At 69.5% G+C, this 14,355-nt stretch carries 13 protein-coding genes; 7 read left to right on the forward strand and 6 right to left on the reverse strand.

Features of this window, described 5'->3' with window-relative positions:
- Positions 1–37: 37 nt before the first annotated feature.
- Both GOAMR_RS20245 and GOAMR_RS20250 read left to right on the forward strand, forming a co-directional pair.
- Entirely contained in the window at positions 38–1,390 is a 1,353-nt protein-coding gene (locus GOAMR_RS20245; protein WP_005192391.1) for a WS/DGAT domain-containing protein, read from the forward strand.
- Between the two features lie 71 nt (positions 1,391–1,461).
- On the forward strand, positions 1,462–2,838 hold the full coding sequence (locus tag GOAMR_RS20250; protein WP_005192392.1) for a WS/DGAT/MGAT family O-acyltransferase: 1,377 nt from the start codon (positions 1,462–1,464) through the stop codon (positions 2,836–2,838).
- Between the two features lie 49 nt (positions 2,839–2,887).
- Here GOAMR_RS20250 and GOAMR_RS20255 read toward each other — a convergent pair whose 3' ends face one another.
- The 5 genes from GOAMR_RS20255 to GOAMR_RS20275 form a co-directional block, all read right to left on the reverse strand.
- The gene (locus GOAMR_RS20255; RefSeq protein WP_005192394.1) at positions 2,888–3,817 is read right to left on the reverse strand and encodes a hypothetical protein; all 930 of its coding nucleotides are present in this window, start codon (positions 3,815–3,817) and stop codon (positions 2,888–2,890) included.
- A gap of 115 nt (positions 3,818–3,932) precedes the next feature.
- Positions 3,933–4,514 (reverse strand): HhH-GPD-type base excision DNA repair protein, encoded by a 582-nt coding sequence (locus tag GOAMR_RS20260; RefSeq protein WP_005192396.1) that lies wholly within the window; start codon positions 4,512–4,514, stop codon positions 3,933–3,935.
- Positions 4,515–4,547: 33 nt separating this feature from the next.
- Entirely contained in the window at positions 4,548–5,246 is a 699-nt protein-coding gene (locus GOAMR_RS20265) for a lysoplasmalogenase family protein (RefSeq protein WP_005192399.1), read from the reverse strand.
- A gap of 14 nt (positions 5,247–5,260) precedes the next feature.
- On the reverse strand, positions 5,261–6,382 hold the full coding sequence (locus GOAMR_RS20270) for a hypothetical protein (RefSeq protein ID WP_005192401.1): 1,122 nt from the start codon (positions 6,380–6,382) through the stop codon (positions 5,261–5,263).
- Positions 6,383–6,663: 281 nt separating this feature from the next.
- The gene (locus GOAMR_RS20275) at positions 6,664–7,554 is read right to left on the reverse strand and encodes an Rv1157c family protein (RefSeq protein WP_005192403.1); all 891 of its coding nucleotides are present in this window, start codon (positions 7,552–7,554) and stop codon (positions 6,664–6,666) included.
- A gap of 274 nt (positions 7,555–7,828) precedes the next feature.
- Here GOAMR_RS20275 and GOAMR_RS20280 point away from each other — a divergent pair, with 274 nt between their 5' ends.
- Genes GOAMR_RS20280 through GOAMR_RS20295 form a run of 4 tightly spaced genes read left to right on the forward strand, consistent with a single transcriptional unit; the run spans position 7,829 to position 12,034 of the window.
- The gene (locus GOAMR_RS20280; protein ID WP_050942823.1) at positions 7,829–8,917 is read left to right on the forward strand and encodes a thiamine ABC transporter substrate-binding protein; all 1,089 of its coding nucleotides are present in this window, start codon (positions 7,829–7,831) and stop codon (positions 8,915–8,917) included.
- Positions 8,893–10,563, forward strand: coding sequence for an ABC transporter permease (locus GOAMR_RS20285; protein WP_083837040.1), 1,671 nt, complete (start codon positions 8,893–8,895; stop codon positions 10,561–10,563). Before GOAMR_RS20280 ends, GOAMR_RS20285 begins: the two co-directional genes overlap by 25 nt.
- The gene (locus GOAMR_RS20290) at positions 10,563–11,636 is read left to right on the forward strand and encodes an ABC transporter ATP-binding protein (RefSeq protein WP_005192406.1); all 1,074 of its coding nucleotides are present in this window, start codon (positions 10,563–10,565) and stop codon (positions 11,634–11,636) included. Before GOAMR_RS20285 ends, GOAMR_RS20290 begins: the two co-directional genes overlap by 1 nt.
- A complete protein-coding gene (locus tag GOAMR_RS20295) occupies positions 11,633–12,034 on the forward strand; it encodes a (deoxy)nucleoside triphosphate pyrophosphohydrolase (RefSeq protein ID WP_005192407.1) in 402 nt (133 codons plus the stop codon). The genes GOAMR_RS20290 and GOAMR_RS20295 overlap by 4 nt, the downstream gene beginning before the upstream one ends.
- A gap of 2 nt (positions 12,035–12,036) precedes the next feature.
- Here GOAMR_RS20295 and GOAMR_RS25240 read toward each other — a convergent pair whose 3' ends face one another.
- Positions 12,037–12,213, reverse strand: coding sequence for a hypothetical protein (locus GOAMR_RS25240; RefSeq protein WP_005192408.1), 177 nt, complete (start codon positions 12,211–12,213; stop codon positions 12,037–12,039).
- Between the two features lie 141 nt (positions 12,214–12,354).
- Here GOAMR_RS25240 and typA point away from each other — a divergent pair, with 141 nt between their 5' ends.
- The gene (gene typA, locus GOAMR_RS20300) at positions 12,355–14,265 is read left to right on the forward strand and encodes a translational GTPase TypA (protein WP_005192409.1); all 1,911 of its coding nucleotides are present in this window, start codon (positions 12,355–12,357) and stop codon (positions 14,263–14,265) included.
- The last annotated feature ends 90 nt before the right edge of the window (positions 14,266–14,355 follow it).

The raw sequence follows: 14,355 nt of genomic DNA on the forward strand, positions 1-14,355 counted from the left end.
CTCGTAATCGCGCCGTGGCGATGGGGAGGGACGGCTGATGGAGCGGATGTCGGCGATCGACGCTGCCACCTACTGGCGATCGGCGATCCTGCCCAGCGACCAGTTCGTCGTCTATGTGTTCGGCGTGGGGCCGGGGGCGGATCCGTTGGCGGTGGCCGCCGCCGAACTGCGGGACCGGGTGCGGGCCGTCGATGACCTGCGGCTGCGGGTGCTGGCCATTCCCGGAGACCTGGACCGTCCGCACTGGATGCGGGCGGATCCCGGTCCGGAGTCGATCGTCCTGCATCGGGCGGCCACGTGGCAGGGATGCCTGGACTCCATCGCCGGTCTCATCGGCGATCAGCTCGATCCCGCCGAGTATGCATGGCGGATACACCTTTTCGGTCCGGTCTCGGGTGTACCGCGGTTGCCGGAGGCCGCCGGTGGTCACGCGGTGGTGGCCGTGCTGCAGATCTGTCACGCTCTCGCCGACGGGCGCGGCACCGCGGACATCGGCCGGGCATTGTTCGGCGCCGGGCCCGGTGGGGAGTCGCGCGATGATCGTGGCGTTGCGAAAGGTGTTGCGTTTCTGTCCGGTTGGGGGCTGGCCGCGCTGGGTGCGGCGCGCCTGCCGAGGTCGGTCGGCACGATGGTGTGGCAAGGTATGCGATCGTTCGCCGAATACCAGAAAGCCGAAGCGACCGAGAGTGCGTCGGAAAGCGCTGTGCCGCAGCCGGTCACCGATCTCAACCGGCGACCGGGCCGGCAGCGCTCGCTGCGGACCATCGTGCTCGATCGCCGGTCCTTGCCCGCCGGGCACAGCGTGACCGTCGCTGCGCTGACCGCGATCTCGTTCGCGCTCGACGAACTGCTCGGGGCGGCGCCGCACCGGGCGGCCGAGCTGACCGTCGGCACACCCGTCCGGCCCGGGGTGCGCAACAACTTCAGGAACGTGGCCGTCGATCTGCATGTCGAGACCGATGACGTGGAGGAGCGGATGGCCCTTATCGCCGACGAGGTGGCCACCGCGCAGCGGGCGGCGTCGGCGCCCGATCCTGTGGCCGAAGCCGCCGGCCGTGCCGAGTCGGCCACGCCGGCGTTCCTCGCGCACTGGGGTGTCCGGCAACTCGACGTGCGGACCCGGCCCGCCACGGTCACCGGGGCCACGGTGGTCTCATCGGTCAATCGGGGCCCCGCCGACCTCACCCTGGCCGGCGGGCAGGTGCTGTTCACCACCGGATTTCCGGCGCTCTCCCCGGCGCAGGGATTGACCCATGGCGTGCACGGCATCGGCCGTGCCGTGGCGATCTCGGTGACCACGTCACCGGAGATCGTCGACGCCGACTCCTACCTCGGGATGCTGCGCCGTGCGTTGGACCGGATCGCGACCGACTGTCCGTTGCATCCCTGACGGCGTGTGCCGCCAGATTTGCGTCGGATGCCGGACCTCTGCTGTGCGCAGTCGTGTGGTAGCTTCCGCCGGTGCGGAGATTATCGTCGACCGACGCCATCGAGTATTGGGTGTCGGAGGTGCAACAGAGCGACATCTTTACCCTTCTCTGCTTCGACGCGCCTGAGGCCCCGGTATCGATGGACGCGGTGGTTCGCGAGTTGCGCGAACGGGCGCAGGGCGTCGCGGACCTGCGTCTGCGGGTGCTGACTGTTCCCGGCGATCTCGACCGTCCGCACTGGGTGAGTGCCGACATCGGGCCCGGCGCATTCGCCGTGCATCCGGTGCGTACCTGGCAGGAATGCCTCGACAGGCTCGGCGAGCTGACCGGCGAACAGGTCGATCCGGCCGAATGTCCTTGGCGGATACATCTTTTCGGACCGCTCTCCGGAGCGCCGCGAGGGTACGCGGACGAAGACGGCGATGCGGTCGTGCTGGCGTTGCAGATCAGCCATGCCCTGGCGGACGGACGCGCAATCGCGGCGATCTGTCTGGGGTTGTTCGCACCGGCGGCGCACACGGATCCGCCGCGCGGCACCGGGCCTGCCCGACGGGCGCGGCTGACGGGATGGCGGCTGGCGGCCGGTGGTGTGGCGAGGCTTCCGGTATTGGCAGCCATGTCGGCATGGTGGGGGCTGAGGTGGTTCAGCGAATACCGCAAGGCGCTCCGGCGCGGTTCAGGCAACAGCGGACCGGTGGGTGTTGTGCCCACGGAGGTCAACCGTTCCCCCGGGCCCGAGCGAACACTGCGGGTGCTGGTACTGGACCGCCGGTGGTTGCCCATCGGGTATAGCGCCACCGCGGCCGCATTGACCGCGATCTCGTTCGCGCTCGACGAGTTGCTCGGCCCCGCCCATGAGCGGACGGCCGTGGTCCCGATCGGGTTGCCGCCGCGGCCGGGCTCGCACAACAACTGCTGCAACGCCTCGATCGATCTGCATCCGGAGACCGAAGATGTGGGGGAGCGGCTCGTGCTGATCGCCCGGGACCTGACCGCAATACAAAAGCGGCTGACCACGCCCGGCCCGATGGTTGAGGCCGCGTTGCGGGCCGAAGCGGCGTTCCCGCCGTCGTTGGTACATCGGGCGATCCGGCGGCAGGACAGACATACGCGGCCGGAGAGGGTTGCCGGCGTCACCGTCGTGTCCTCGGTGAACGCGGAATCGGCCGAACTGCCGCTGAGTGGCAGCCGTCCCGAGTTGGCCCTGGCCGGCGGCCGGGTCCGGTTCGGCGCGGGTTTTCCCTACCTGGTCGAGTACATGGGGCTCGGCCACGGCGTGATCGGCGTGGGACCGATGGTGATGCTGTCGGTCATCACATCACCGGAGATCATCGACGTGGACAACTACGTACCGATGCTGCGCCGGGCGGTGGACCGGATCGCCGCGGAGGTGCCGTCCCGAGGGTGACCGTGGATGTCCGGCCCGATGCAGCCGGGGACCGGGCAACCGGGCCCGGTCAGTGCCGATGATCGTCTTCGGTGGCGGCGGATGTGCCCAGGGCCCGGGGGTGGTCGTGACCGGCCGCTCCGCCGACGGTGGTGCGGGGTTTGGCCATGAGCCGCTTGGGCAGCCGTTCGGCCAGACCGCCGAGCGGGGCGACGCTGGCGGTGAGAAGCTCGACGGTCTCCGACAGTTCGTGGACGGTGTCCTGCATGGCGATGAGCGTGGGCGCGAGCTGACCGATCATCTCGGTGAGCTCGGCGATCCGGTCGAGCGGGCCGCCGGGGGCGATCGCGCGTTCGACCGCGCCGCCCTCGCCGACGAGTTGCTCGAGCAGGCCGTCGTCCTCGACCATCCGGTCCAGGATGCCGCCGGGGGCGCTGATCTTGTCGAGCACGCCGTCGGGGGCGGTGAGCTTGTCCAGCACACCGCCCGCGGTGGTCAGGCGTTCCAGGATGCCCTCGTTGTCGGTGATCTGATCGATCACGCCGCCCTCGCGGGTGAGCCTGTCGATGGGACCGCCCTGTGCGGCGACCCGCATCAGGATGCCGTTCTCCTCGGTCAGCTGGTCGAGCAGACCGCCCTTGGCGGTGGCCTTCTCCAGCAGGCCGTCTTTGGCGACGAGCCGGTCGACCACACCGCCGTGGACGAGGAGCCGCTCCAGCGGTCCGCCGGGACCCAGGATGCGCCCGAACGCGCGGTCAGGGCCGAGGAGCTCGGCGAGCTGGGCCAGCACCGCCAGCGGGGTGCGGGCGGCGCCCAGCTCGTCGGTGTCCTCGAACCCGAGCGAGTGATTGATCTCGTGCTGCACACTGTCGGCAGTGACGCGGGCGATGTTGACCGCGGACTCGGAAGCGGTCAAGACGACACCGGTGATGGCGAAACCCATGCGGAAAGGCAGTTCGACGATCGTGCGTGGGGAGGCGCCGGCGGGAATCAGATCCATAGCACCAAACCCTAGGCCACGCCGTGCGGGCGATGCGCGAGGCTCGGCAAAAACGGTCCGGGAACCCTGGCGCGCCGTTCGCGAGCGCCGCGAATGGGCGCCGGGATCAGGATGCTCAGGCCTTGGCCGCGGCCTTCGCCGCCTTCTTGAAGTCGCGGACCTTCTGCAGCGAATCGGGGTCGGTGACGTCGGCGACCGAGCGGAAACCCTTCTTGCTGTAGTCGCCTGTCACCGTCGTCCATCCGGAGGGCTTGACGCCGAGCTGCTTGGCCAGCAGCGCCACGAAGATCTTGGCCTTCTGCTCGCCGAAGCCGGGCAGCGCGTGCACCCTCGCGAACAGGTCGCGGCCGTCGCGGGCCCGCGTCCAGATGTTCGCGGCGTCGCCGTCGTAGTCGGCGACCACGGCCGCCGCCAGGGCCTGCACGCGGCCGGCCATCGACCTGCCGTACCGATGGACGGCCGGTGGGGTGGCGCAGAGATCGGCGAACGCCTCGGGATCGGCCGCGGCGATCGCCTCCGGGTCGAGTGTGCCGAAACGTTCCTTGATCTTCGCCGGGCCCGCGAAGGCGCGTTCCATCGGGAACTGCTGATCGAGCAGCATCCCGGTCAGCAGCGCGAACGCGTCGGTGGACAGCAGCTCGTCGGCCACCGGGTCCTGCGCGATGTGGAGTTGCGGGGCGGTGTGCGGTTCAGCCATGGACTCATCGTAATGACCCCGCAGATCCGCGTGTCAGCGCAGCGGCTTGCTCAGCGACGTGACCAGCAGCCACTGCGCGGCGAAGTAGGAGCCGAGCACCCACGCCTCGGCAGCAGTCCGCGAGCGCCTGCCGGTGAGCAGGTACCGGCGGTTGATGATGGCGAGGTCGGAGAGCACGAACAGCAGGCCGCCGGCGCGCAGTGCGGGCTGTGGGTTCGGGGCGTCCGAGGCGAGTGCGGACATGACGGCGAGCGAGTTGCCGTAGGGGCCGAGCACGGTGAGCGCGGGCCGGTTCTTGACGGCCAGGATCGCTGCGGACTCACCGAGCAGCACCATCCGCGGGGTGAGAGTCTTCGCGCGGACGCGGGCACCGCGCCGGGCCAGCAATCCGCACAGGCTCGCCTGCGCACCCGCGAACAGGCCGGCGCCGATCGCCAGATGCCGTTCCTTCGCGGCGTCGTCGGTACCGAACTCCTCCAGCAGCATCGCCCGGTCCCCGGCCGCCGAGAATCCGATCGCCCCGGCCAACAAGGCAGCGTCTGCCGGTGCTGTGCCGTGCTCGCGGACTGCGGGCACCGTGGCCGCACCGAGCACCAGCATCGGCAGCGGTTTGGTCCACGCGGCGAGCGTGCGGTTACCGCTCGCCCCGGCGGCCGTGGCAGCGGCGGCGGTCAGCGCGTAGATTCCGGCGGTGACAGTGGTGCGTGAGGGTTTCCGGAAAGAAGGGGCCATGGAGGGTGACGATCTCACACGCCGGTCAGGTTGACCGCAGGAACGAATGAGCAACTGCGTTCGTCACCGCCGGCGGCGCGTGAGACGACGGCGAGTTCGGTGCCGTACCGCGACTTCACGGGGGCCAGCCGGAGGCCGTGGGAGGAGGCCAGGGCGCGCAGCCAGGATCCGGTGCGCGAGTCGGTGACCAGGTCGGCGAAGCCGCCCTGCAGCGTCGTCGTGTTGAGCCAGGCAATCCGCAGCGGACCGGTCGCCGGGGCCGGTGTCTTCGCGGGTCCGGAGGGGGCCTTCGGGGTGACGAGCTTCTGGACGGGGCCTGCCTTTACGGAGGTCCGGGTTCCGGCCGCCTGCCGCGGGGACGCGGGTGGGATCAGCGCGAACGCGACCTCACCGGTGTTGATGAGCCGCGGATCGATCCCCGCGGGCAGGGACAGCCGGGGCAGGGATGAGTTCTTCTGGGCGGCGGTCAGGGTGCGCGGGGATTCGGTGACAGGCCACAGACCGCTCGGCTGACCGACGGGCGTGGCGAGTCCGAGCGGGTTGTCGGAAGTGGGCCGGGTGCACAGCGGCGACGACTTGGGGGTGAGGGTGCGCAGGGCCACGTTCTGCCCGGTCGTGCGCGGTGCCCCGGTGTTCTTGACCGTCTTGACCGTGGGCAGGACCGGGACCTGCCGCCTGCCGGGTTCGCCCGCGTAGCCACTGCGTGATGTGCCTATGTTGTTGTACACACTCATCGCCGCTTTGTTGAGCGACTCGGCTGTGAGCTGCCCGTTGCTGGCGAGGATCACCTGGGCGGCCTGCAAGGCCATCTGATCGATGCCCGCGGCCTTGAGCATGCGCACCGCACCGGCGAGCTCACGGTCGAGCGGCACCGCGATCGACTGGATCTCCTCGGGGGTGGGCAGCGCACTCCGTCGAGCGCCGGGTGAGGTGGGCTTCTTGGCGGTCTGCTTCCGCGCGTTCGTGGGCACGGTCGGCAGTGTCGGTGACGCTGTGGTCTTGGCCGTGGTTCCCGGGGGTGCCGCGTGGGCCGCGCCCGCGGGCACCACTGCGAATGCGGTTACCGCAGCCACGGCGAGGGCGGCCGCCGCGGCGCGTACCGCGTGGATGTGGCGGTGTGTGTGCAGCCCGGACATGCGTTCTCCTCGGCGTTCGATCCCACGGTGGCATGCCTGGATGTCTGGGCGTGGGATGCCCACACATGTAACAGGCGTTACCGATGGTACTGATGTGACTAGTGATGTTACAGAATCACCGTCCGTCCGGTGTGGTAACCCACCGTCGGTGCGCCGTGACGATCTTGCGACGTTGTGTTCGCCCCCGGCCCGGAGCGTTCGAACACCGAGCGGGTCCCGTAAGACGCCGACCACCCCCGGCGAGTGCCGGGGGTGGTCGGCGTTGAGGTCTCAGGGACCGGTCAGATGATGGCCAGGCCGATCGTCGGGGCGATGCCGCAGGAAGCGACCTTGCCCTTGCTCTTGGTGGTCACCGTGCCGTGGATCGTCGAGATCACGCGGCCCTTGCCGGTACGGGCGATACCGGTGAACGTTCCGGGGCCGTCGGCGACGTTGATCTTCTCGTTGCGCGTGAGCTCGGTCCGGCCGTTGCGTCCGGTGTCGATGTTGAGCCAGCTCACCCACAGCTTCTGGGCCGGGTTCTTGACCGCGGGGCCGGTGCCGAGTGCGGTGTACACGTAGCCGGCCTCACCGGTCTTGGGTCCGGGCGCGGGTGCCTCCTGCGGGCCCGCGGTGGTGAGCGCACGGCCCAGGGACGCGGTGAACCCGTCGGAGGTGCCCATGCAGCCGATGCCGATGGTGGGGTACAGGAACTCCTGGATCTTCGGGGCGTTCGGTCCGGTCGGGATCACCGGGTCGCTCTCGGCCTTTTTCTTGGCGTACTTCTTCAGGTCGGTCCCGGGGGCCGGGACGACCTTCTTGGCGGCCAGCTTCTGCTCCGCGATCAGCCGCTGCTCGCCGGGCTTGCCGACGAAGTCCATCACCGTGTTCCACATCTTGGCGGCGTCGGCGGGCACGCCCGGCGCGGTGGCCAGGGCCCGGGCCTGCCGGATGAGACCGGCGTTGACGCGGCCGTCGGGGCCGGGGGTGGTCACGGCGCCGATGATCGCGGGTGCGAATACACCCATCGAATTCAGGACCCGCTTGTCGATTTTGTTCGCCGACTTGGGGGTGGGTGCGGCGTGTGCCGCCGGCACGGTCAGCGACGTTGCGGCCGCGATGGCAGTTGCCGCAAGAACCAGGCGAGCCGCGCGCCGAGGGCTGCGCGGGGACGGGTGGGCTGGCAAGCGCACGTGTTGAGTCCTAACGGTCGGTGTGAGCGAGGCAGGTCGCCGCACATTCTACGCATGCGTAGGTTGATGACTAGTCAGGAGGCTACCTCAGCATCTTAGTTACTCATGGTAATGGTGTTAAAATTGTTATCTTATGCGACTGATGATGCTCCAAGGTGGGCGTGGTGTCGTACGGGCGACACGCGGAGGCCGACTTTCCCCTGGTTAGATCGGATGTGCTCGCCGATGCGGGCGAGTCGTCAGGCGTGAAAAAGAGACCGTGAGGACCACATCAGTGAGTGTCAGCAGCAGGCTGGGCGTAAGGCAGCGGGGCAGGGGAGCCGGCAGGTCCCGGACGGTCACCATGGCGGCGATGGCCGCCGTCTGCGTGGTGGTCGGGACGGGGCTCACGGCGTGCGGTGACGACGGATCGTCCGACGGCAGCGGCGGTGGTGAGGTCACGATGCTCACGCACGACTCGTTCGAACTCCCCGAAACGGTGTACGACACCTTCAAGAAAGAAACCGGGATCACGCTCAAGGTGATCAAGTCCGGCGACGCGGGAGCGCTCGCGTCCACCATCTCGCTGACCCCCGGCAAACCCAAGGCCGACGTGGTCTTCGGCATCGACAACACCTTCGCCTCGCGGCCCATCGAGAACGGCGCGCTCGAGCCGTACGAGTCGCCCGCGGCCAAGGACGGGGCTGACACCTATGCCGTCCCGGACTCGAAGGACGAGCTGACCGCCGTCACCCGCGGCGACGTGTGCCTCAACCTCGACGATTCGTGGTTCGAGAAGCACGACGTCGAGCCGCCCAAGAGCTTCCGCGACCTGACCGACCCCACGTACTCGAATCTGTCGGCGCTGCTCGACCCGGGCACCTCGTCGCCCGGCATGGCATTCCTGCTCACCACCGTCAACGCCGATCCGCGGGGCTGGCAAGAGTACTGGAAGAAGCTGGTGGCCAACAAGGCGACCATCGTCTCGGGCTGGGAGATCGCCTACAACCAGCTGTTCTCGGCGGGTGAGGGACGCGGGCAGAAGCCGATCGTGCTGTCGTACGCGTCGTCGCCGGCTGCCACACCCGGCACCTCCGCGCTCCTCGACAGTTGCTTCGGGCAGGTCGAATACGTCGGCGTCCTCAAGGGCGCCAAGAACATCGCCGGCGCTCGCAAGGTTGTCGACTTCATGCTGAGCCAGACGGTGCAGCGCGAGCTGCCGTCGTCGATGTACGTGTACCCGGTGCAGAAGGACACACCGCTGCCCGACGGCTGGCAGGACCGCGCGCCCGTCCCGTCGTGGACGGTGAAGATCCCGCCGGCCGTCATCGCCAAGAACCGCGAGCAGTGGCTGCAGCAATGGCGAGACGCCGTCGGTCGCTGACGGTGCGGCCCGGTCCGGGCGGCCGGGGATTCGGGGTGATCACCCTTGTCCCGGTCCTGTTCGTCGCGGTGTTCTTCGGCTGGCCGGTCGTGGCGCTGATCAACCGGGCCACCCGCACCTCCGACGGCACCGGCATCGTCGGGCTGCTGCGCAACACCGACGCGGTCGGCTTGCTCGGCATCACCCTCGGTCAGGCGCTGGCCTCGACGCTGCTGGTCACCGTCGTGTCGATACCGATCGTGTGGCTCGTCGCCCGCGTCGACCTGCCGGGTTCGCGGCTGCTGATGGTGGCGGTGACGGTGCCGTTCGTGTTGCCGACCGTCGTGGTGGGCATCGTGTTCCGGGCCGTTCTCGGCGGGCCGCTCGCCGGGCTCGGCATCGAAACGGGATTCTGGGCGGTGCTCGTGGCCCACGTGTTCCTCAACGTCGCGGTGTTCGTCCGGGTTGTCGGAGCGGCGCTGCGATCGCAGGCAGGCCGTGCCGCCGAGGCCGCGCGCTGCCTGGGTGCCGGTCCGCTGCGGGCGTTCGTCACGGTGTCGCTGCCGCCCCTGCTGCCCGCGGTCGGGGCGGCGGCCTCGCTGGTCTTCCTGTTCTGTTCCACCAGTTTCGGTGTGATCATCATCCTCGGTGACGGCCGGCTGCGGACGCTGGAGACCGAGATCTACCAGCAGGCCATCGGCTACTTCCGGATCCCGGAGGCGGTGGCACTGTCGATGCTGCAGATCGTCGTCGTGATCGGTGCGCTGCTGCTGACCAGGATCTTCTCGGACCCGGCCGCATCCGGGGCGGCCGGCTCACCGGCGCGGCGCAGACGCCCGAACGGGTGGATGTGGCTGCCGGTGGCCGCGGCGATCGGGTACACGCTGGTGCTGATGGTCGGGCCGTTGCTGGTGCTGGCGATCCGTTCGGTCCGGCCCACCGCCGGCGGTGACTGGACGCTGCGCGGCTACCGCGGCCTCGGTGAGCAGGTGAACGGGATCAGTCCCCTGGACACGCTCGGCTACTCGCTGACCACCGCCGCGTCGGCGACGGCGATCGCGGTGGTCGTGGGCACGCTCGGGGCGATCGCGCTGCACCGGGCGTCGGGACCGTTCGCGGTGATCGGCACTGTGCTGGCGATGATCCCGCTCGGCGTCAGCGCGGTGACGCTGGGGTTCGGGTATCTGATCGCGCTGGCCGAGCTGCCCGCGGAGGTGTCCGCGTCCCCACTGGTCATCCCGTGCGTGCAGGCGCTGATCGCCGTCCCGTTCGTGATCCGGGTTGTGCTGCCGGCGTTGGAGTCGGTGCCGGCCCGGCTGCGGCAGGCGGCGGTGGTGTGCGGGGCGTCGCCGTGGCGGGTGTTCTGGACCGTCGACCTGCCGACGATCGGGCGGTCACTCGGGGCTGCCGGCGGGTTCGCGTTCGTGATGGCGCTCGGTGAGTTCGGTGCGACCGGATTCCTGGCGCAGGCCGATACCACCACGCTGCCGGTGCTCATCGGCTCGGGCCTCAATCGGCCCGGCGCCGACAACCTGGCCACCGCGATGGCGTCGGCGATGTTGCTGGTCGCGGTGACGGCCCTCGCGGTCACTGTTATCGAACTGCTCGGCACCCGCACGCGCCGGGCAGCGGGAAAGGACAGCCGTGAGATGCAGGCGGTGATCTGATGCTGGAGATCGACACGATCACGGTGCGCTACGGCGCTGACGTGGTGATCGACGGCCTGAGCTGGTCGGTCGGTCCGCAGGCCCCGGTGGCGGCGCTGCTCGGACCGTCGGGCTGTGGCAAGTCCACCCTGCTGCGGGCCGTCGCCGGACTCGAACCGCTGGTGGCCGGCACGATCGGCTTTGACGGCCAGGACCTGGCCAGGGTGCCCGCGCACCGGCGCGACTTCGGGGTCGTGTTCCAGGACGGGCAGTTGTTCGACGGTCGTTCGGTGGCCGCGAACGTCGCCTACGGGCTGAAGATGCGCCGGTGGGGCAGGCGCGAGATCGCGGCCCGGGTCGAGGAGATGCTGGAGCTGGTCGGGCTCGCCGGCTACGGGGGGCGTTCGGTGCGGGAGATCTCCGGCGGGCAGGCGCAGCGGGTCGCGCTCGCCCGGGCGCTGGCGCCGCGGCCGCGGCTGCTGCTGCTCGACGAGCCGCTTGCCGCGCTCGACAAACTGCTGCGCGACCGGCTCGCCGTCGACATCGCCGAGATCGTGCGTGAAACCTCCACGCCTACGGTGATCGTCACCCACGATCACACCGAAGCCGCGTTGATGGCCGACCGGGTGTCGGTGATGCGTGACGGGCAGATCGTGCAGACCGACACATCGGCGCGCCTGTGGCTCCGGCCCGTTGACGAGGAGGCCGCCCGGTTCCTCGGTGTGACAACGGTTCTCGATGCCACGGTGGCCGGTGATGTGGCCGATTGTGTGCTGGGCCGGGTGGCCGTCGACGTTCCCGACGGTCGGGTCAGGCTGGGTCTGCGTCCGGAATCTGTTGTCGTGGAACCGCTCTCACACGATATCGGGAACGGATCGGTGACTGGGCGGGTGCTGCACGCCGCGGTGCTGCCCGGCGGGGTGCGGCTGGACGTGCGGCCGGACCTGCCCGGGGAGATCGGTGTGATCGCGGCGACGGCGCCCTCGGACGGGATCGTCGCCGGCGCCACGGTGCGGTTGCGGCTGCATGCCGGCCGCGTGGCGGTCCTGGGTCAGCGGGCCGGCCGGGAGTCCGGCGCGGGGGTGCCGCGATGACCCGGATCGTGGTGGCGGCGGCGATCATCGACGAGATGTCCGCGAAACTGCTTCTCGCGCAACGCAATTACCCGCCGGAGGTTGCCGGTCTGTGGGAGCTGCCCGGAGGCAAGGTGGAGGACGGGGAGACCTGGCAGGCCGCGCTGGAACGGGAGATCGCCGAGGAACTCGGCATGACGATCGAGGCCGGGCAGCAGTTCGGTGCGGCGGTCGGGCTGTCGGTGGAACTGGAACTGGTGGCGCTGCGAGCCCGGCCGGTGGGAGGCGCGCCGCGGGCGCTCGATCATGCGGCTCTGCGGTGGGTGGACGCGGCGGGGTTACGGGCGATGGCCGATGCGGGTGAGCTGGTGCCCGCCGACACCACCTGGCTGGAGGACCTGCTGGAACTGCTGGCCTGAACTCAGGCGGCGCGGGCCTTCTTCAGGGCGTGGCTCAGTTCCTTCTTGGACATGTGCCGGGTGTCGAGCTTGCCCATCTTGTGGATGACGACGGGGCAACGCACACACCGCGTCTTCTTGCGGCAGCACTTCTTTTTCGCCTTCAGGTCCGCGACCTTGGCGGGGTTGACCTTGCCCATGAATCGAGGTTAGCACTACCTTACTGAGGGCTGCCTATTGCCCTGTGAGCGGCGTCTCAGCACGCCGAAGCGGTACCATGGGCCGGTTGACCTGCCGCACCCGGCGGGTTCAGTACTGCCCAACACCTGGAAAGAGAGTCAGTGAGCCCTGCCCCCAACTTCCGTAACGTCGCGATCGTCGCGCACGTCGACCATGGTAAGACCACGCTGGTCGACGCGATGCTCCGCCAGTCCGGGGTTTTCGGCGAGCGAGCCGAACTCGTCGACCGGGTGATGGACTCCGGTGACCTCGAACGCGAGAAGGGCATCACCATTCTCGCCAAGAACACCGCCGTGCATCGCCGCCAGCCCGACGGCACCGAATTCGTCATCAACGTCATCGACACGCCCGGCCACGCCGACTTCGGCGGCGAGGTCGAACGCGGCCTGTCGATGGTCGACGGCGTAGTCCTGCTGGTGGACGCCTCCGAGGGACCGCTGCCGCAGACCCGGTTCGTGCTGCGCAAGGCACTGGCCGCGTCGCTGCCGGTGATCCTGGTGGTCAACAAGACCGACCGTCCCGACGCCCGTATCCAGGAGGTCGTCGACGAGAGCCAGGACCTGCTGCTCGACCTGGCCTCCGACCTCGACGACGAGGCTGCCGAGGCCGCCGAACTGGCCCTCGAACTGCCTGTTCTCTACGCCTCCGGCCGCGCCGGCATCGCCAGCACCGAACAGCCCGCCAACGGCGACGTCCCGGCGGGGGAGAACCTCGACCCGTTCTTCGACGTGCTGCTGGAATACGTCCCGGCGCCCAAGGGCGATCCCGAGGCACCGCTGCAGGCGCACGTCACCAACCTCGACGCGTCGGCGTTCCTGGGCCGGCTCGCGCTGGTGCGTATCCACAACGGGACGCTGCGCAAGGGCCAGCAGGTGTCGTGGTGCCGTGAGGTCGACGGTGAGGCCGTCGTCGAGCGCGCCAAGATCACCGAACTGCTCGCCACCGTGGGAGTCGACCGCGCGCCCGCCGAATCGGCCGTGGCCGGTGACATCGTCGCCGTCGCCGGCATGCCCGACATCATGATCGGCGACACCCTCGCCGACCTGGAGAACCCGGTTCCGCTGCCGCGCATCACCGTCGACGAGCCGGCGATCTCGGTGACCATCGGCACCAACAGCTCGCCGCTGGCGGGCCGGGTGTCCGGGCACAAGCTGACCGCACGCATGGTCAAGAGCCGCCTGGACTCCGAGCTCATCGGCAACGTCTCGCTGCGCGTGCTCGACATCGGCCGACCCGACGCGTGGGAGGTGCAGGGCCGCGGCGAGCTGGCGCTGGCCATCCTCGTCGAGCAGATGCGCCGCGAAGGTTTCGAGCTGACCGTCGGCAAGCCGCAGGTGGTCACCCGCAAGGTCGACGGCAAGGTGCACGAGCCGTTCGAGCACCTGACCGTCGACGTCCCCGAGGAGTACCTGGGCGCGGTCACCCAGCTGCTGGCCGCCCGCAAGGGCCGGATGGAGCAGATGAACAACCACGGCACCGGCTGGGTGCGCCTGGAGTTCATCGTGCCCTCGCGTGGCCTGATCGGTTTCCGCACCGACTTCCTCACCGAGACCCGCGGCACCGGCATCGCCAACGCCGTCTTCCACGGCTACGACGCCTGGGCCGGCGAGATCCGGGCCCGGCACACCGGTTCGCTGGTGTCCGACCGTGCCGGCAGCGTCACCCCGTACGCGATGATCCAGCTCGCCGACCGTGGCACCTTCTTCGTCAACCCGGGCGACGACAGTTACGAGGGCCACGTCGTGGGCATCAACCCGCGCGCCGAGGACCTCGACATCAACGTGTGCCGGGAGAAGAAGCTCACCAACATGCGGCAGTCGTCGGCCGACGTGATGGAGACCCTCGCCAAGCCGATGCAACTCGACCTCGAGGGCGCGATGGAGTTCTGCGCCGCCGACGAGTGCGTCGAGGTCACGCCCGAGGTGGTGCGCGTGCGCAAGGTGCACCTGGATTCGTCGACTCGAGCCCGTGAGCGTTCCCGTGCCAAGGCGCGTGACCAGTCGGTGAGCTGACGGCTCCGGGGTGAGCACGGCCTACTGTGGTGGATCAGGGCGCGATGGGCGTCCGGATCCACCACAGTGGTCAGATGACGTGGTCTGGGC

Origin of the sequence: Gordonia amarae NBRC 15530, assembly GCF_000241345.1 — a bacterium.
Classification (GTDB): domain Bacteria; phylum Actinomycetota; class Actinomycetes; order Mycobacteriales; family Mycobacteriaceae; genus Gordonia; species Gordonia amarae.